The sequence below is a fragment of the Aequorivita sinensis genome (assembly GCF_006346335.1).
In the GTDB taxonomy this organism is placed as follows: Bacteria; Bacteroidota; Bacteroidia; order Flavobacteriales; family Flavobacteriaceae; genus Aequorivita; species Aequorivita sinensis.
This window is the reverse complement of record NZ_VDMC01000002.1, coordinates 555,468-574,934: the sequence shown is the minus strand read 5'-3', so window position 1 is coordinate 574,934 and position 19,467 is coordinate 555,468. Positions and strand designations below refer to the sequence as shown.

The 19,467-nt window shown below is 35.2% G+C and carries 13 protein-coding genes; 2 read left to right on the top strand and 11 right to left on the bottom strand.

Features of this window, described 5'->3' with window-relative positions:
* Nucleotides 1-44 precede the first annotated feature (44 nt).
* The 11 genes from FHP04_RS05610 to recG all read right to left on the bottom strand — a co-directional run bounded on the left by FHP04_RS05610 (nucleotide 45) and on the right by recG (nucleotide 15,552).
* The gene (locus FHP04_RS05610) at nucleotides 45-776 is read right to left on the bottom strand and encodes a shikimate dehydrogenase family protein (protein ID WP_139855001.1); all 732 of its coding nucleotides are present in this window, start codon (nucleotides 774-776) and stop codon (nucleotides 45-47) included.
* Nucleotides 769-1,791, bottom strand: a complete 1,023-nt coding sequence (locus tag FHP04_RS05605) for a DUF368 domain-containing protein (protein ID WP_139855000.1) — start codon at nucleotides 1,789-1,791, stop codon at nucleotides 769-771. Before FHP04_RS05605 ends, FHP04_RS05610 begins: the two co-directional genes overlap by 8 nt.
* A gap of 24 nt (nucleotides 1,792-1,815) precedes the next feature.
* Complete coding sequence (locus FHP04_RS05600; RefSeq protein WP_139854999.1) at nucleotides 1,816-2,796, bottom strand: DUF368 domain-containing protein; 981 nt, start codon at nucleotides 2,794-2,796, stop codon at nucleotides 1,816-1,818.
* 35 nt (nucleotides 2,797-2,831) lie between these two features.
* Nucleotides 2,832-4,232 carry a tetratricopeptide repeat protein gene (locus FHP04_RS05595; RefSeq protein WP_139854998.1) on the bottom strand — a complete coding sequence of 467 codons (1,401 nt, stop codon included), beginning with the start codon at nucleotides 4,230-4,232 and terminating at the stop codon, nucleotides 2,832-2,834.
* Nucleotides 4,233-4,368: 136 nt separating this feature from the next.
* The gene (locus FHP04_RS05590; RefSeq protein ID WP_139854997.1) at nucleotides 4,369-5,559 is read right to left on the bottom strand and encodes an aspartate aminotransferase family protein; all 1,191 of its coding nucleotides are present in this window, start codon (nucleotides 5,557-5,559) and stop codon (nucleotides 4,369-4,371) included.
* 162 nt (nucleotides 5,560-5,721) lie between these two features.
* Nucleotides 5,722-7,419 carry an OstA-like protein gene (locus FHP04_RS05585; RefSeq protein WP_139854996.1) on the bottom strand — a complete coding sequence of 566 codons (1,698 nt, stop codon included), beginning with the start codon at nucleotides 7,417-7,419 and terminating at the stop codon, nucleotides 5,722-5,724.
* A gap of 109 nt (nucleotides 7,420-7,528) precedes the next feature.
* Nucleotides 7,529-8,803 carry an adenylosuccinate synthase gene (locus FHP04_RS05580; protein ID WP_139854995.1) on the bottom strand — a complete coding sequence of 425 codons (1,275 nt, stop codon included), beginning with the start codon at nucleotides 8,801-8,803 and terminating at the stop codon, nucleotides 7,529-7,531.
* A 6-nt stretch (nucleotides 8,804-8,809) separates the two neighbouring features.
* Nucleotides 8,810-9,280 carry a Fur family transcriptional regulator gene (locus FHP04_RS05575; protein WP_139854994.1) on the bottom strand — a complete coding sequence of 157 codons (471 nt, stop codon included), beginning with the start codon at nucleotides 9,278-9,280 and terminating at the stop codon, nucleotides 8,810-8,812.
* Between the two features lie 166 nt (nucleotides 9,281-9,446).
* The gene (locus tag FHP04_RS05570; protein ID WP_139854993.1) at nucleotides 9,447-11,651 is read right to left on the bottom strand and encodes a RelA/SpoT family protein; all 2,205 of its coding nucleotides are present in this window, start codon (nucleotides 11,649-11,651) and stop codon (nucleotides 9,447-9,449) included.
* A 205-nt stretch (nucleotides 11,652-11,856) separates the two neighbouring features.
* Nucleotides 11,857-12,921: a T9SS type A sorting domain-containing protein gene (locus FHP04_RS05565; RefSeq protein WP_139854992.1), complete on the bottom strand. Its 1,065-nt coding sequence runs from the start codon at nucleotides 12,919-12,921 to the stop codon at nucleotides 11,857-11,859.
* 525 nt (nucleotides 12,922-13,446) lie between these two features.
* Nucleotides 13,447-15,552: an ATP-dependent DNA helicase RecG gene (gene recG / locus FHP04_RS05560; RefSeq protein WP_139854991.1), complete on the bottom strand. Its 2,106-nt coding sequence runs from the start codon at nucleotides 15,550-15,552 to the stop codon at nucleotides 13,447-13,449.
* A 185-nt stretch (nucleotides 15,553-15,737) separates the two neighbouring features.
* Here recG and FHP04_RS05555 point away from each other — a divergent pair, with 185 nt between their 5' ends.
* Together FHP04_RS05555 and FHP04_RS05550 are read left to right on the top strand one after the other, a co-directional pair.
* Nucleotides 15,738-17,309, top strand: coding sequence for a T9SS type A sorting domain-containing protein (locus tag FHP04_RS05555; protein WP_139854990.1), 1,572 nt, complete (start codon nucleotides 15,738-15,740; stop codon nucleotides 17,307-17,309).
* A 126-nt stretch (nucleotides 17,310-17,435) separates the two neighbouring features.
* Nucleotides 17,436-19,466: a M1 family metallopeptidase gene (locus tag FHP04_RS05550; protein WP_246051393.1), complete on the top strand. Its 2,031-nt coding sequence runs from the start codon at nucleotides 17,436-17,438 to the stop codon at nucleotides 19,464-19,466.
* The last annotated feature ends 1 nt before the right edge of the window (nucleotide 19,467 follow it).

Below are 19,467 nucleotides of genomic sequence, written 5' to 3'. Positions count from 1 at the left end.
CTAGCAAAGCACACGAGGCTTTTTTGGAAGTTTTTCCTCAAATTTTATGAATTCCACATCTCCCAAGCTTTTTCAGCCTGAAACTCTAACATTTTTAATCCGTTAGAGATTCTTGCTCCTTGATGTTTTCCGCGTTTTAGAAATTCAGTTTCTGCAGGGTTGTATATCAAGTCGAAAAGCAAGTGTTTTTCTGAAAGAAACTCGTAAGGAATGCTAGGACAGTCAGTTATATTAGGAAAAGTGCCTAAAGGCGTGCAATTAATAATCAAACAGTGATTTTGAATGATGTTTTCATCAAGTTCATCATAGCTTAAATTACTCGATGTTTTATTTCTACTTACAAATTTGAAGTCGAATCCCAGCATTTCAAGGGCGTAGGCAATTGCTTTTGAAGCCCCGCCAGTTCCTAGGATTAGCGCAGTTTTCTTATGAATAGGAAGAAACGCTTCTAAAGACTTCTGAAATCCATAATGATCGGTATTAAATCCTTTAATCATTTTAGATTCTGACACTTTTATGGTGTTTACAGCTCCTATTTTTTTAGCCTCTTCATCTAAATCATCTAAAAAAGGTATCACCTCCTCTTTATAAGGTATTGTAACACTTAACCCAATTAAATTTGAAGTTTCAGAAATAACCTTAGGAAAGTCATTTATTGAAGGAATATCAAAGTTTTCATAAGTGTGATTCAGGTTTTCTTTTTCAAACTTTTCGGTAAAATAAGTCCTTGAAAATGAATAACTAATATTTTTGCCAACCAATCCGAATTTAGACATTTTGCTGTTTTTTATAATTGTCGTACCAATCTAAGCTTAACACAATAAAAACGCCAACTACCATAAACACTATAGCGAGTATGGTTTCCGTTCCAAAAGATTCTGGGAAATATCGAGTATATCCTGTAATAATATCTCTTCCGTTGGCGTCAACAACAATATTCCCTAGATTATCATAAACGTATTTTTCTTCCTTCCAAGGCCAAACAACGCCTAAAGACCCAGCAATAAACCCTATAATTACTGCGTAAGTAGCTTTTTTAAATCGTTTTAATACATAAGCCAATAAGTGCGAAAGTGAAACTAATCCTACTAATGAGCCAATAGAAAAAACAGCTAAAACTTTAAGTAATTCAATGCGGTGCGGATCGTAAAGCCAACTAAAATCTCCTTGAAATACATTGGCAATTGAGTCGAAAAGCGCATTTACAGAATCTACTAGAAGCAGTACATAATTCCCGAGGAGTATTAGTATAAACGATCCCGAAAGCCCTGGCAAAGTCATTCCTGAAACACTGATGATTCCACAGAAAAAAACGAAAATTAGGTTGCTGTTTTCCTTAGCAGGTTCTAAAAAGCTTATGGCCACACCAGCAATAACTCCAGCCATAAGATAGGCTATGTACTTTTTGTTCCACTCACCAAAATCTTTTGCAATAAAGTAAATTGAACCGATTATCATTCCAAAGAAAGCACTCCAGACGTAGAGCTCGTAGTGAACGATGAGGTAGTCTAATAATTTAGAAACACTAAAATAGCTGATTACCATTCCAGTAATTAGCAATGTTAAAAACTGACCATTTGTATAGCGATATAAACTCTTAAACCGTCCACCGATTAAGAGTTTAAAAGCTTTTTTGTTTATTTTTTGTAGCGAGTAGATAAACTCTTCGTAAAAGCCAGCTACAAAAGCAACAACACCCCCCGAAACCCCTGGAACCTTATTGGCAGCACCCATTCCTAGCCCTTTTAGGACTAACCAAACTTTATCAGAAAGGGAGCGGTTTTCGTACATTATCGGGATATGTGTTTTTAAGTTTTAACTCTCAGTAGGATTTTGCTTTTTTACGGCTACACGTTCAAGTAAAAATATGGTTAAAAAGCCTATGACAGCAAAAGCTATCGCCAATATTACTTGAGGGTTTCCATCAAAATTTTGTGGAAGAATACTCCTCTCTAAAAACGGAACTTCTTCTCCAGCGTGATTTAGCCTGTATTGAAGCACTTCTTTCCAAGGCCAAATTTTATTTAAAGCGCCAATCATAAACCCAGTTAGTACTGCTAATATTAGGTTTTTATGGTGTTTAAACAACCAGTTTAACACTTTAGAAAATAATTTTAACCCAACTATAGCACCAAGTCCGAAGATTAAGATTTTTCCTAAGGAATTTAAAATAAGATTTGTGTCTAATGTAGAAATACCTTCTGTAAGTTGTGTGATAATCCCTATAACTGTGGTGTAAGCGCCCATTAGTAAAAGGATAAAAGCTCCTGAGATTCCTGGGAGAATCATCGCGATAATAGCAATAAAACCAGCTAAGAAAAGAAACCAAATACTATCTGGTGATCCTATTGGCTCTGCAATAGTAACCAAATAGGAAAGGACTGTGGCAATTATTAATGCCAAAACTACTACAAGTCGCCATTTTGAAATCTGTTTCCCTACGTATAATATACTTGCGATTACTAATCCGAAGAAAAAAGACCACACAGCAATTGGGTAAAACGCCAACAGCCAAGTGATTAATTTTGCAAGGGATAAAATGCTTATAAGTACCCCTGAAAATAGGGCTAGTAAAAACGAAAGATTATAGTGTTTCCAAGCTTTAGAAAAGCCTTCTTTTTTCCAAATTTTAAAGAATCCTAGGTCTAAATTGTGAATGGTTGTTATCAACTCTTCATAGATACCTGAAATAAAGGCAATAGTACCTCCCGAAACACCGGGAACAACATCGGCAGCGCCCATCGCTAAACCTTTCGCAGTAATTAATAAGTATTGAATGAAATTTCTTTGAGGCATAATTTTAAATTGCTAAAGCCCCAAAAATACACAAATTAAAGAGAAGGATTTTTGTGTTGTTTGATTATTTCTTGAACCCTTTTAATTTCTAGAACTGAAGGAAATAATTCTTCAAGTATCATAAAAAATTCAGGTTCAGATTTTAGTGCATTTTTCAAGTGAAACGCACCTTTATCATGTTCGTTTAAGATGAAATACAATCCAGATAGTCGGTATTCTAACTCAGCATTTTCTGAATAAAATTCAAGTGCCTGATTTAGATTGTTTACAGCTGCTTCAAATTCGCCCAACTTCGTTAAAATATCACTACGTGTTAACCAAGATTCTAATTCATAATTCCCTAATTCTAAGGTTTTACGAAATCCAACTTCAGCTTCTTCAAAAAGACTTAGTTTGTTGTTGATTTTGGCGTAACGTTTCCAATAAAGCACATTTTCACTATCAATATTAATAGCTTTCTCGATATAGTATAAGGCTTTTTGATACTGCTTGTTTTTGTAGTAATAATCAGTAATAGCTATCCAACCTTTATCTAGTAAAGAATCTTCTTCTACACATTTAGTAAAAAACTGAAGTGCCATTTCATCATTACCTAATTTCTCATAACATTTTCCAATGCGAAGTAGGGCGTATGATGTAGGGTCGTCTAATCCTAATGTAATAGAATAACTTTCTATTGCTTCTCTATATCTTTTGAGTTTTTCAAGTACTCTGCCTTTTTCAAGGTATGCGCCAATAAATCTATCATCGCTAATAATAGCGAAGTCGAAAGCCGCAAGTGCTTTTTTATAATCTTTTAAAGCGAAATATTGCTTCCCCACTTGATGCCAAGCTACTTCACAATAAGGATTTTTGTTTAAAAAATCATTTAGATAATCTATTGCTTGCTCGTATTCTTCAAGATATTCGAAACAGTAAATAATGTTGTAAAGTGCAGAATAATCCTGTTCGTCTTTCTCTAAACACTTCATAAAATATCGCTTGGCGTTTTGGTAATCTTCCATAAAAAGATATTCCATACCTAGCAATGAAAGCACATCGCTTTCATCTGTTGTGATGTCTAAAGCTTGCTCTAATAGCGAAATTGCTTCTTTGTGTTGATCTCTACGAGAGAAGATATTTGCTTTTTGAATGTAAATTTCCTCGTTGCTTTGCTCTAATAAATAAAGTTCATTTAAAAGCTCTTCAGCAATATCTAATTGATTTTCGAAGATGTAAATTTCAATTTTAAAAAGCTTAAGGTTGGTAGAAGTAGGATGTTGCTCTAAACCTAATTTAGTCGCTTTTTTAGCTAGTGCCATTTTTCCGTTTGCAAGGTAATGATGCACTATTTCTTCAAATTCCTCGGAATCGAAAAACAGTACGCTGTTGGTTTTCAGCATAGATTCGAATTTCTCAAGGGCAAAGTTGTTATGCTCGTTTGAACTTAATTGCATACGCTCGTTTTAACGGTTGTAACTATTTTAAAGATAGTAATGATAATTTAAGTTCAATTGTTATGCCGAGTTTCTTGTTAACGAACTTATCAACAAGAAAATAAGTGTATAAACATCTGAAAATCAATAGTATGATTTAGTTTGCTTTCTTTTGAATTGAATCTAAAACTTCTAAAATTATATTACAACCCTCTGTAATTTCGTCATTGCTAATTGTTAGGGGAGGTGTAATACGTATGGCTCTTCCTTCGAAAAGTAGCCAAAAAAGAATTAATCCTCGGTCCTTACAAGCAAGGATAACTTCGTTTGTAATTTCTGGGGTTTCCACCATTGCTGCAAGCATTAAACCTCGTCCGCGAACTTCTGTAATTAATGGGTGATTTAGTAGTTTTCTAAACAGTTTTTCCTTTTCAAGGGTTTGCTTTATAATATCGGTTTCAATTAATTCCTGAAGTGTCGCCAAGGCAGCTGAAGCAATTACAGGATTACCACCAAAAGTAGTGATATGCCCTAATTTTGGATTGTCTTGAAGTAATGTCATCACTTCGTGTGAAGTCGTAAACGCACCAATTGGCATTCCTCCACCCATTCCTTTTCCCATAACTAATATGTCTGGGGCTATTCCAAAATGTTGAAATGCGAAAAGCTCTCCTGTGCGGCCAAAGCCTGGTTGAATTTCATCTAGGATTAACAAAGTGCCGGTTTCGTCACACTTTTCACGTACTTTTTTCAGATAGTTATTGTCTGGCTGAATAAAGCCTGCTCCACCCTGAATGGTTTCTAAAATAATAGCAGCAGTCTCTGAAGTTATTTTTTCAAGGTCTGCTTCGTTATTAAAAGTAACAGGAAAACAATTAGGTATTAAAGGTTTAAATGCTTTTTTGCGCTCTTCGAAGCCCATAACACTCATAGACCCCATAGTGTTGCCGTGATAGGCGTTATTTGCGTATAGAATTTGTGTTCTACCTGTTGCGCGTCGTGCTAGTTTTAAAGCCCCTTCTATGGCTTCTGTACCGCTATTTACTAAATATGTGGTGTTTAGGTTTTCAGGTAAATTTTCAACGAGTAATTTTGTAAGCGCTACGGCTGGATCTTGAATGTATTCTCCATAAACCATAACGTGAAGATATTTTTCAGTCTGATTTTTTATAGCCGAAACCACTCGTGGATGACAATGTCCAAGTGTACAAGCTGAAACTCCAGCGACAAAATCGAGGTGTTTTCCACCAGATTTGTCGTAAATATAACTCCCTTCTGCACGAGAAATTTCCATCGCCAATGGGTGAGGAGTGGTTTGTGCCTGATATTTGAAGAAGTCGTTTTTCATTGTATTATGAATAATTATATGCGCAATTTAAATCTATAGAAATGCTTTTGGTTTTGTAGAAATTGAAAGTAAAACCAAAAGAATTTGAGAAATCTTTAAAAAAAGAAATTTATTTTCCAACTTCCAACTTCTAACTTCTAACCTCCAACTTCTAACCTCCAACTACTCGTCTTCTTCCGTTTCCGCTTTAGGGTCGTCTGGGCGGTTTTGGAGATCCTTCGGACTTAACTTGGACTCTTTTGGGAGTTGAATTTTATCTTCAGGTATATCTTCAAAAAACTCACTTTCGTCGTAAGGCAACGGAATGCCTTGAATTTTAGGTAAAATAGGGGCTGGTTTATCTTTAAATAAATCTTCTACTTTTAATAAACGTTCGTCACCTCTCCATGTAAAACCAGGTAAAATCCGAGCGTTTTCAGGAAGCATTGATGGTGGATATACTTTACCTGTTGCTTTTTTAATAAATCTAATTCCTGTTATTTGCTGTTGCTCCAAATACATTTGTATCGAACTCGAAACAGTATTGTTTATCCCAACTAATTGCTCTTTATCGTCTCGAGAATAATAAATTACTTGAGTGTTTTTGTTGATGTTTACGGTATCTAACTCGTTGTTTGTGAAAAGCCCAATGAGACTTTCTCCCTTTACTTGATTGTAACCCAAACTATCTTTCTGAACTAAAAACGCATTATTAAAAACTTTTAATGTGTCTAGTTTATTCGTTAAAGTGTCTGATAAAATATGAATGGTGTCACCAGTCATTTGATTTTCACCACTCCACATCACAGGGTTTCGCAATAACTTTGTGATGCCTCGCTTTTCATTTACGTAGATAGAATCGCATTTACCGCTAGTAGGTTCATCGCCTTCTTTGCCAGGTTTAAACATTCTTGCTTGGTAAAAACCTTTTAGGATTCTATTTTCAGGCTTTCCTGTTACCTGTAAGGTATCGGCATGAACGTAAATAGAGTCGTTGTCACGAACTGTAATTGCAACAGCTCTTTTGGTTATAAAAACAGAATCTTTAGCGCGAAAAACTTCAGCGTAATGCCCGCGGATAAAGCTTTTGTTAATAGTGTCTATTACTCTAATGTTATTGGTGGCCGAAGCAAAACTTTTATTACGGTCGAAATAAATACTATCGCCATAAAGGGTTCTGTTTTCGTAATCTACTCTAGAATTTTTCACAAAATAACCTGTATCTCCGCGAGTGTCGTAATATCCACGCTCGCAATATACAGTGCTAGTTTCACTTTCTATAGTTGAAGGACCGTAGAGGTAAGCATCACCAGATTCGGAATAAAAGTCTAATTGATTGCTCTTTACCGTGTATTTTGGATTTACAATCTTTACGTCTGATAAAAACTGATACTTCTGACTTTCTGCAAAATACCTTCCAATTCTACTTGTCAATACACTCGAGGTGTCTTGTACAGTTCCTCCAGATCTGTAAAAAGCTTGTTGTTTAACCCTATCGAAGTAAAGGGTATCTGTTTTCAGTGTAGTTTTTGGTTCAGTAAGTACTACATCACCACTTGCAAAGGCAAATTGAGTATTTCCGTTATACTCGGCGTATTTACTATTCATTGAAATAGTATCGCCCTGCGTAATTCGTACTTGACCGTAAGCTTTAACGAAGTTGCTTTTTAAATAAACAAAAGCTTGGTCGCACCACATTTCTACACCTTCATGAACAATATAAACTTGTCCCGATTCGTCTTTAGTGTATATTGCTGCATTCGGAAACTCTGGTCGTATTTCTAGATAACCAGATTGTATATCAACTTTCTGTTTTTCCTGTGCGGAAAGATGTATTCCGAAGAAAAGAAAAAGTAAAATATATGCCGTTATTGCTTTCAAATGCTGCTTCTCTTTTATTTGTTCTCCGCTTTAAACTCAAATACCTACAAGGTTTTTAAAACCTTGTAGGATTATGTATTTGAAAGTTATGATGTTTAAAAACTAATTCTTAATCTCTAAGAATTGTTTGTTTTCTATCTGGACCTACAGATACTATCTTGATAGGAATTTCCAATTCTTTTTCAAGGAAATCTATGTAGTCTTTTAGCGCTTGAGGTAACTGAGATGCTTCACTCATCTTAGTTAAATCGGCTTTCCAACCTTTCATTTCTGTATAGATAGGAGTAACGTTTTCGGCTTCAACGTTGTATGGTAGATGCTGAATAGTTTCGCCTTTATAATTGTATGCAGTACAAATTTTTAATGTATCAAATCCGCTTAAAACGTCGGCTTTCATCATTATTAATTGTGTTACACCATTCACTTGAACAGCGTATTTTAACGCAACTAAATCTAACCATCCACAACGTCTTGCACGCCCTGTAACAGCTCCAAATTCGTTACCAATCTTTGCCATTTTTGCGCCTACTTCATCAAAAAGTTCGGTAGGGAATGGACCACTACCAACGCGGGTTGTGTATGCTTTAAATATTCCGAATACGTCTTTTACTTTGTTAGGCGGTACTCCCAAACCAGTACAAGCACCAGCAGCAGTTGTATTTGAAGACGTTACAAAAGGATAAGTTCCAAAGTCGATGTCTAATAACGAACCTTGAGCTCCTTCAGCTAAAATTGTCTTTCCAGATTTTTGTGCTTGGTGTAAGTATTCTTCACTATCAATAAATGTTAGTGTTTTTAGCGTTTCTACTGAAGCGAAAAATTCGGCTTCAAGATCTGCTAAATCGTACTGAACATCAACATTGTGAAAAGCAATTAACGCTTCATGCTTATCTGCTAATGCGCGATATTTATCTTTCCAGTTGTCTAATTCTAAATCACCAATACGAATTCCGTTTCTTCCGGTTTTATCCATATAAGTTGGTCCGATACCTTTTAAAGTAGAACCAATTTTCGCCTTTCCTTTAGAAGCTTCAGAAGCTGCGTCAAGCAAACGGTGTGTTGGTAAAATGATATGTGCTTTTCTTGACAGAATTAAGTTTTTCTTGTAATCGATATTGTATTTGTCAAGTCCTTCAAGTTCTTTTACAAAAACAACAGGATCGATAACAACACCGTTACCAATTACGTTCATTGCGTTTGTGTGGAAAATTCCAGATGGAATTGTTCTTAAAACGTGTTTAATACCGTCGAATTCTAAGGTGTGACCTGCGTTTGGCCCGCCTTGAAAGCGTGCGATTATATCATAGTTTTTTGTAAGTACGTCGACAATTTTTCCTTTGCCTTCGTCGCCCCATTGTAGTCCAAGTAGTAAGTCTACTGCCATAATTTATCAAGAATTGTCCGCGTCAGAATTTGTTGCGGGTTTTTTATTTCCGTAGAAATATAGTGAATGGTTGGTTATTTCAATATTGAAAACTTCTTCAATAGTTTTTTTAATGCTTTGTATTCTAGGATCGCAAAACTCAATCACTTCGCCATCCGAAAGGATAACGTGATCGTGGTTGCGGTCGAAATATGACTTTTCGTAATGCGCTTGGTTTTGTCCAAACTGATGTTTGCGAACCAAACCACACTCTAAAAGTAATTCAATAGTGTTGTAAAGCGTTGCGCGACTTACGCGATAATTTTTATTCTTCATATTTATATACAACGATTCAATATCAAAATGGTCGTCGTGGTCATAAATTTCTTGAAGTATAGCAAAGCGCTCTGGCGTTTTACGGTGTCCTTTTTCCTCTAAGAAACCCGTGAAAACGTTCTTTACAATAGCCTGATTATTTAAGTCTGTTTTAATGCTCATAATAAGGATGCAAAGTTACTCAAAATTTAGATGTTCTATTATGGAAATTGAAGAAAAAGAAACTTCAGGTATTTGGAACTATAGAATTCAGCTTTTTAGGCCTAAATACGTGAAGTATACTGTAGTTTTCAATTCTTGGAACACCTTAAATCTTCATCTATTTTACTTATTCTCTGGAAACTTTGTCAATTCCATTAATCTTTTTAATGTTATCCATTAAGTTGTTAAGGATGGTTCTGTTTTTAACAATAACAATAATTTTCCCTGTGAAAACTCCATCGTCACTATCAAAATGAACACTCTTCATGTCGATATTAAGGTTGTTTGAAATTACCTTGGTAACTTCATTTACAAGTCCAATTGTATCTATTCCGCTAATATTAAGTATTGCCTTGAATTCACGCTGAGTAGAATCTACCCATTTAGCAGGCATAATTCTGTAGCTATAATTACTCTGTAATTGTAAAGCGTTAGGGCAGGTGGTTTTATGCACCTTTATTCCGTCGGTTACTGTAACGAATCCAAAAACATCATCTCCAGGAATCGGGTTACAACAATTCGCTATTTTGTAATCTAACTTGTCTTCGTTTTTTCCGAATACTAGCTGATCGAACTTTTCAGTAATTTCTTCTTTGTGGATATCTTCAGGCCTGTCTGGCTTTCTGATTTTATTTTTAAAGAAACTGATAAAGGCATTACTTCTGGATGAAGCAAAATCTTTCAACTTTTGGTTGTCGATAATTCCTGCTCCTACACGGTAATACAGATCGAGGCTGGTTTTTACCTTAAAGAATACAACCATTTGATTGATGGTGTTTTCGTCAAGATTTATTTTTAATGATTTTAACTTCCTCGTTAAAATTTCTTTTCCTTCAGCGGCAATTTGTTTCTTTTCGTCTTTTAAAGAAGATTTAATCTTTGATCGCGCACGACCAGTGGTTGCATAGTTTAACCAGTTGGCAGTTGGCTTTGCATTATCAGATGTAATTATTTCAACTTGATCCCCGCTTTTCAATTGATGACTTAGGGGAACTAGTTTTCCATTCACTTTTGTTCCACGAGTATGCATCCCGATTTCGGTGTGAATATGAAAAGAAAAATCTAAAGCAGTTGCGCCCTTTGGAAGGGAGTATAAGTCTCCTTTTGGTGTGAAAACGAAAATCTCTTTTGCGTACAGGTTCAGTTTGAATTCTTCAACAAAATCTACAGCGCTTATTTCTGAATTTTCTAAAGTATCTTGTAATTTATTGAGCCAATTCTCTAAACCACCATCGTCTTTCTCTTTGTTTTTATATTTGTAGTGCGCTGCGAAACCTTTTTCAGCAATTTCATTCATACGCTCACTTCTAATTTGTACTTCTACCCAACGCCCTTTAGGCCCCATTACGGTAATATGAAGGGCTTCGTATCCTGTTGATTTAGGTGAGGAAATCCAATCGCGCAAACGTATTGGGTTAGGACGGAAATGATCAGTAACTATAGAATATATTTTCCAGGCTAAAAACTTTTCGTTTTCAGGTTTACTCTTGTAGATAATACGAACGGCAAACTTATCGTAAACCTCATCAAAAGTTACGTTTTGAGCCAGCATTTTCCTGCGAATAGAGAAAATAGATTTCGGACGCCCTTTAATATCGTATTCTAATTCTTCGGCATCTAAGGAATTTTTTATAACATTGTTAAAAGCATTGATATAAGCATCTTGCTCTTCTTTGCTTTCTTTAATTCGGCTTAAAATATCGGCGTAAACATCGGGTTCAGTAAACTTAAGACCTAAATCTTCAAGTTCTGTTTTAATGTTATAGAGACCGATACGATGTGCAAGAGGCGCGTATATATAAAGTGTTTCGGAAGCAATTTTACGCTGTTTATGCGGCGGCATGCTATCCATGGTTTGCATATTATGAAGCCTATCCGCAATTTTAATGATGATTACCCTAATGTCTTCATTTAGAGTAAGCAACATTTTACGGAAATTCTCTGCTTGCATAGAAACATCTTCCGAAAGTGATATGTGGGCAATTTTTGTAAGTCCATCTACAATGCGAGCAACCACTTTGCCAAACATTTTTTCGATATCCTCAACAGTGTACTCGGTATCTTCCACAACATCGTGTAATAGTGCTGCTGCGATAGAGGTGGCGTCTAAACCAATCTCCGAGGCAACGATTTTTGCAACTGCAATAGGATGAAAAATATAAGCCTCACCACTTTTACGGCGTTGCTCTTTATGTGCATCTACAGCAAGGTCGAAGGCGCTGCGAATCAGTTTTTTATCTTCCTTGGTTAAGGTGCGATAACTGATTTTTAGCAACTCTTTATACTGCTTTGCAATTTCTTTTTTTTCTTCTTCTAAGTCTGCTTCTGTCATACATCTAAAAGTATTGAAAAGTATTTAAACGGGCAAAAAAAATAGGGGTTTGTGATGATTATAATTTGAGGATTAGTGCCAATAAAATTCGTAAAAATTGAATTGTAATTCTCCTCAAAATTACCCTTTAAATTAAACATAACAATATTAAAAACAAAGAGCCACTCAATGTTGAGTGGCTCTAAATTTAAGATGTTGTAACTTCTTAGTTCTTAATAACCTTGTATGTCCCTATTTGACCTGCTACAGTTACTTGCATTATGTAAGTTCCAGAGTTTAAATCTGAGATATTAATATCAGAAGTAGTAGCGCCTATTTTAACGTCTTTTACTTTTTGACCTAAAAGGTTAAAAATAGAAACAGACTCTATATTGTTTAAAGATTTTAATGATAGAGAACCGGAAGTTGGGTTAGGAGAAAAATTAAATCCAGCTAACTTATTGTCGTTTACGCCTGCAACAACATCGCCATAAATTAAAAATGGTAATCCTTGTGGAGTAAATGTTCCGCTATCTTCAAGAGCTACCCAGCTGCTAATTGATGCTTGGTATTGTATTGCGTTTCCAGTAGTTGTTTCTCCTAAAATTGCAATTGGTGGAGCCCAAGGTCCAGACGAACCAGAACCTTCAAAAGAGTATTCTATCCAGTAAGTTCCAGCTGCAAGAGAAAGTCCTGGTGTAAGTGCAATTACTGTTTGAATTTGTCTAGATGTATCCCCGATATTGGTTTCTGAATATCTATTAGCTTCAGCGTAAATGGCTTCATCAATAATATTTGTGGTTAAATCACCCCAGATTACACTTCCTCCAGCACTTGGATCACCATCGTATACTTGTAAGTAAACAGCAGTTATTGATGGAGCGCTAGAGCCTGTTTGGTAAGCAAATACTTCTATAGAGGTAATTTCTACTGGTTCTGGAAAGATTACGTCATCGGCTACGCTATTTCCACTTCCGAATTGTGCACCCGACCCTAAAGTGTTCATGCCTAAGGTAACAGATTCTAAAAGACTCACGTTTGGATTACCAGCGGTATTCCAATAAGGACCGTTATCGTATAATAAGCCGTTAGGAGCCATATTGTTATAATAGGTTCCCGTAAATGGTATCGAAACATTAGTGTTTCTCGGGCCATTGTTTACAATACCTGCGTTTTCACCAACTGTGGTTGCGCTATTGTTGTAATAGGCAGCAGGTAATTCTACAGTTTGTGCTTGGCTCAAACCGATTGCACAAAATGAAAAAAGTGCTAAAAAAGTAATTTTCTTCATAATAAGGATTTTTTAAAGGGTTATTTAATATTTAGTTTAATCGTACTAAATGTATTCATAATTAATACATAAACAAATAGTAAATGTGTAAATTTTTAAGATATTATTTAGAGATATTTTATTTTTATTGTATTTCTTGAATAATAACTCGTATAAGGGGTTATATAGCTGATTATCAAAAAATTGCGTTTTATTAAAATAATTTTTCGTGATTTACATCTTACTGTATAATAGGTTATTGTTATAGGGTTTAGGTGAAGAAATTGGATAAACGAATCTGGATTGGGTAAGAATATGATGAAAATCGTGTAAAATCTGCTTGATATTGATAGAGATGTTGTATCAATATTTGTTTTTAAGAGGCCTAATTTGAGTAATAATAATGTTAATTAAAGAATATAAAGAAACGCCATTCTAATTGTTAGGGTATAATTGAGAGGGTTTTACTTCTTATTTTAAATCCTTTTTTACTCGTGATTTTATCGGAAATAGCTAAATCTATTTAAGACTAAGGGTTAGTTTTAGCTAAGAAATATAATTCCAAATATTTCGATACTTCACTAGTTGAGCATAGGTGTTTTTAATTGGTCTGTTTTCATCTGATGTGAGATTTGGATCTGCTTTCAGTGTTTGTAAAGCGTAAATGCGTGCTATTTTTAAAATTTCGGAGTCTTTTACAATATCTGCGATCCGAAGATTTAATACGCCACTTTGTTGTGTTCCCATCATATCTCCTGGACCGCGAAGTTTTAAATCTACTTCGGCTATTTCAAATCCATCGCTGGTGCGAACCATGGTTTCGAGTCTTGTCTTAGCGTCGGAAGAGAGTTTGTGGCCTGTCATTAATATGCAGTAACTCTGTTCGGCTCCTCGACCTACACGACCTCTCAATTGGTGTAACTGCGAAAGCCCAAAACGTTCAGCGCTTTCAATAATCATTACACTGGCATTTGGAACGTTTACACCAACTTCAATAACAGTGGTGGCAACCATGATTTGAGTTTCGCCTGTAACAAAACGGTTCATTTCATAATCTTTATCTGCAGGTTTCATTTGTCCGTGTACAATAGAAATTTGATATTCGGGCATAGGAAACTCACGAGAAATACTTTCGTATCCGTCCATCAAATCCTTGTAATCCATGCTCTCACTTTCTTGTATTAAAGGGTATACAATATATACCTGTCTGCCCTTTGAAATTTCCTCTTTTATAAAGTGAAAAACCTTCAGTCTATTTGCGTCAAAACGATGGACAGTTTTTATGTCTTTTCTACCGGGTGGAAGCTCATCGATTATACTAATATCTAGGTCGCCATAAACGCTCATTGCAAGGGTGCGTGGAATAGGGGTGGCGGTCATCACAAGTATGTGTGGAGGGTACTCATTTTTATGCCATAATTTGCTTCGCTGTTCAACTCCAAAACGGTGCTGTTCATCCACAATTGCAAGGCCTAAATTTTTAAATTTTACCTTATTTTCGAGAAGCGCATGGGTGCCAATTAAAATGTCTATTTCTCCATTTTCAAGTTTTTCGTGAATTTCTCTTCTCTTTGAAGTTTTAGTTGAACCTGTAAGCAATTCTATACTGGTGTTCAGTTCTTTACATAATTCAACTAACCCTTGATAATGTTGGACTGACAAAATTTCAGTTGGAGCCATTAGGCAAGCTTGAAAACCATTGTCAAGTGCTATTAACATTGACATTAGCGCAACTATAGTCTTCCCAGAACCTACATCTCCTTGTAAAAGACGATTCATTTGTGCTTTGCTGCCTAAATCGTTGCGAATTTCTTTAATAACTCGCTTCTGAGCATTGGTTAAATCGAAGGGTAAATGTTCGTTAAAAAAGGTGTTGAAATTCTCACCTATTCTATCAAAAGTATAACCTTTAATTTTAGATTTATGTACAAGATTTTTTCGTACCAATTGAAGTTGAATATAGAATAATTCTTCAAACTTTAATCGATATTGGGCCCGTGCTAAATGTGCCTGACTTTTTGGAAAATGCACGTTTAAAAGTGCGTCCTTTTTTGACATTAATTTTAACTGTTCTAAAAGGGGTTTTGAGAGGGTTTCAAAGAAGGCATTTTTACTCTCTAAAAACAACTGTTGCATCAGTCCGTTTATCACCTTATTTGTGATGCCGCTATTACTTAATTTTTCAGAAGAAGGATAGACAGGTTGCATGGCAGATCGAATACTTTTTTCGTGTATTTCGAGCAATTCCATTTCTGGATGTGGCATTGAAAAGTTCCCATTGAAAAAATTCGTTTTACCAAAGATCACGTAAGGAACATTGATTTTTATATTCTCTCTAATCCATTTTACTCCTCTAAACCAAACCAACTCCATTTGTCCGGTTTCATCTCTAAAAGTGGCAACTAGTCTTTTTCCTCGTTTTTGTTCTACTGTTTTTATATGTGTAATTTTCCCAACAATCTGTACTTCAGCATTGGTTTGTTGTAACTGGGAGATTTTATAGTATTGCGTTCTGTCTAAATATCTATTAGGGAAAAGATTTAGCAAATCCTGAAATGTATGAACCCCTAGCTCCTTTTTAAGTAAAGTAGCTCGATTAGGTCCAACGCCTTTTAAGTAATCTATAGGGGTTTGCAAGAAATTTGCATTCATAAAGCTCACTTGATATTATTGAGTAAAACTAAATTAAAATTAAGTTTTGAAAGCTATAATTATATATTTGTTGCTATATTTCAGCTAATTTAAACAATCTATTTAATCAAATACTCTAGAAATTATCATAAACAACCTAGGAAGAATGATTGAGTACTTCATCTTCCCTCAAAACCAATTAATCAATGAAAAAATTCTACATTTTATTTCTCTTGGCAATTGCAATGCAGGTTTCAGCATTTGCACAAACCACATTAGAGCTTTCTACGAGGCTTACGGAAGATTATCCTTTGGAGATGCCTACGTTAAGAGCGTATCCTGTTTATTTGAATGCTGAGGTTGAAGAACCAGATAGCGTTACTGAAGTAACCTTAACTATAAATGGTGAAGAGTTTCCTGCTGAAATAGAAACTGGATTTTATTACTATTTATGGGAGCCTAGTAGTTATGGGAATCACGAAATAGTGATGACGGCAAAAACTGCTCAAGGTGAAGAAACAACCTTAACTCGTAATATTACTGTTACAAATTCAGTAAATTCACAAGTGGTAAGAAGCTTAGAAGATGTAGTAATTGAGTTTACAGGACAAAATGATAGATGGTACTATGGAACGCACACTTTTCCACAGTTTGTAGGTGCTTACAACGATATAAATGCTGTTTTAGAAGTAGAGTGCCCTAATATTCCTGGTGGATGTGATGATTGGGATAGATTGGCATACATAGATATTAAAGCACCAGACGGTAATTGGATTCAACTTATTCGATATATTACTCCGTATCGTGTAGCATGCGACCACGAACTTAACGTTACAGATTATATGTCGTTACTTCAAGGTGAAGTAGAAATTCGTGTGTTTATTGATACTTGGGGAACAGGTGGATGGCAACTTACTCTAGATGCTGAATATACAGCAGGTACGCCTCAATACGCTTACAGCAATGTAGTAGAGGTGTGGGACGATGCCTATTCTTTTGGTGATCCTGCAAACTTACAACCAGTAGAGACTTTTAATGTAGAAATTCCTGCAGGAGTTCAATCTTCACATTTAAGAGTTTCTAATACTGGACACGGTTGGGGAGGAAACAATACTTCCAATGCTGCAGAGTTTTTTAATGCTACGCACTATTTTGATATAAACGGAGAACAAACTTTTACACAAAACCTTTGGAATGCTTGTAACCCAAACCCTGATGGCTGTACAGGTCAACAAGGAACTTGGAGTTATCCTCGTGCTGGATGGTGTCCAGGAGCTATTGCACCACCAGATATTTATGATTTAACTTCTTATATTGGTAGTTCTTTCAATTTGGATTACCGTTTCCATCCTACATATCAAGATTACTGCCATCCTAACAATCCAAACTGTGTTTCAGGGCAAACTTGCGCAGATTGTAACGATGGGTATAATCCACATTACTACGTAGATACCCATATTATAAATAAGAGTAACCACCCGATGGTTTATGGAAATACTTTAGGAATCAATGCTGTAGATAATACTCAGATTTACGATGTGAGTGTTTATCCGAACCCATCTAAAGGTGTATTTCAAATTAATACCTCTTACCCAGAATCTACTACAAGATTAACGGTAAATACAATAGAAGGGAAAACAGTAAAAGCGTATTACTTTAATACTCTTGCAGAACTTAAAAACTTTACGTTTGATGTTACTAGTCTTTCGAGTGGAGTTTATTTCATAAATCTTGAAAATAGTTACGGAACAGGAGTGAAAAGAATTATTTTAGAATAGAATTTTAATTCTCAGACTTTTAAAAAGGTTATTTTTGAATATCAAGAATAACCTTTTTTTATGCTTTATTTTTTGAATTTTAACACCACCAATTTCTCACAAAGATTTTTGTTTTTACTATTTTTTGTGATTGCAGCTACCTTTAGGTTGCAAGCACAGCAGACCGATGTAGTGGATTTTTTGAAGATTGATGCTTTAATTGAAGCCGATGCTGTTACCAAAAAAGTATCGGGGAAATTTACTGCGACGTTTAATGCTTTAAAAGCAACAGATTCCATTTTTATGGATGCTGTAAATATTCAAATTAATGAGGTTGTAACTGAAGAATTTAAAATTGCGTCTAATGAGAAGAAAGTTTGGTTTGTTGGTAATTTCAAAAAAGGAAATACTTACATAGCAGATTTTCATTATGAGATGAAACCAAAACAAACTCTTTATTTTTTTGGGAATGAGATTTGGACACAAGGTCAAGGGAAATACACTTCGCATTGGTTGCCCAGTATAGACGATGTAAACGAAAAGATTGAATTCGATTTAAAAATTAAAGCTCCTAAAAACAAAACTGTAATTGCAAATGGGAGATTAATAGAATTTGATAATTCAGAAAAGCTAAATAGCTGGAGGTTTGATATGAAAGAGCCAATGTCTAGCTATTTAGTAGCTTTAGCAATTGGAGATTACAATAAGATCGAGCTAGTTTCAGATTCTGGAGTTCCAATTGAACTGTACTATAAACCGACCGACTCTATAAAAGTTGAACCCACATATCGGTATAGCAAAAAAATATTCGACTTTCTTGAAAATGAAATAGGGGTGCGATACCCTTGGCAAAATTACAAGCAAGTTCCCGTACGTGATTTTTTATATGCGGGCATGGAAAATACCACTGCTACATTTTTTTCAGAAGCATTTATTGTTGATGAAATGGGGTTTACCGATAGAAATTACGTAAACGTTAACGCTCACGAATTGGCCCACCAATGGTTTGGAAACTTGGTTACCGCAACGGCAGAAAAGCATCATTGGTTGCAGGAAGGTTTTGCAACTTATTACTCGCTGTTAGCAGAAAGAGATGTTTTTGGGGAAGATTATTATTACTGGCAATTGTATCAAACTGCCGAGCAATTAAAAGCAATGAGTGATGAAGGTAAGGGAGAATCGCTATTAAACCCTAAGGCAAGTTCACTTACTTTTTATCAAAAAGGTGCGTGGGCATTGCATATTTTACGCGAACGAATAGGGGATGAACCATTTAGACTTGCCGTAAAAAACTATCTCAAAAAGCATAAATTCAAAAATGTAGTTACCGAAGATTTTTTAAAAGAAGTGAAAATGGTTTCTGATGTTGATATTACGGCATTCGAAGCGGACTGGCTGCAACAAACAGCTTTTCAAAGTGAAGATGCTTACCAAGCTTTACTTAAGTCTCCTTTTATTAAAAAGTACTTTGAAGTTTCTGCGTTACGAGTGATGCCTTTTTCAGAGAAAAGAAATCAGTTGAGAACCGCACTTACTTTTCCAAACGATTTTATTGGGCAAGAAGCTGTCTATCAGCTGATGGATGAACCAATTTCGGAAACGGTTCAACTTTATAAGAGAGCTTTTGAAAGCAATAACATTTACGTAAGACAAGCAATTGCACTATCGTTACAAACAATTCCAAATGAACTTCAAAAAGAGTATGAAGGACTTTTAAATGATGATTCTTATGTAACCAAAGAAGCTGCTTTATATCAATTATGGATGCAGTTTCCAGAAAAAAGAGAAGAATATTTGAATAGAACGAAAGGCGTAGTTGGATTTCAGAATAAAAATGTAAAGCAATTATGGCTAGCTTTAGCATTAATAACGGAAGGATATAATACTTCTAAAAAGGTTAATTATTTGAATGAGTTGAAGAGCTATAGTGCTTCAGTCTATAGTTTTGAAATTCGCGAAAAAGCGTTTGAATATATTAATGAATTACAACTTTGGGATATTGCAACGCTCAAAAATTTGGCTGAAGCTTGTGTTCATCCGACTTGGCGCTTTTCAAAATCTTCTAAAATATTGATGAAATCTGTAGTGGAAAGCAAATCGTTTAATAACGAATTAAAAAGTATAGAAGCAAATATCTCGAAAGAAGCTGCTGAATACTTGAAAACATTAAAGATATAAA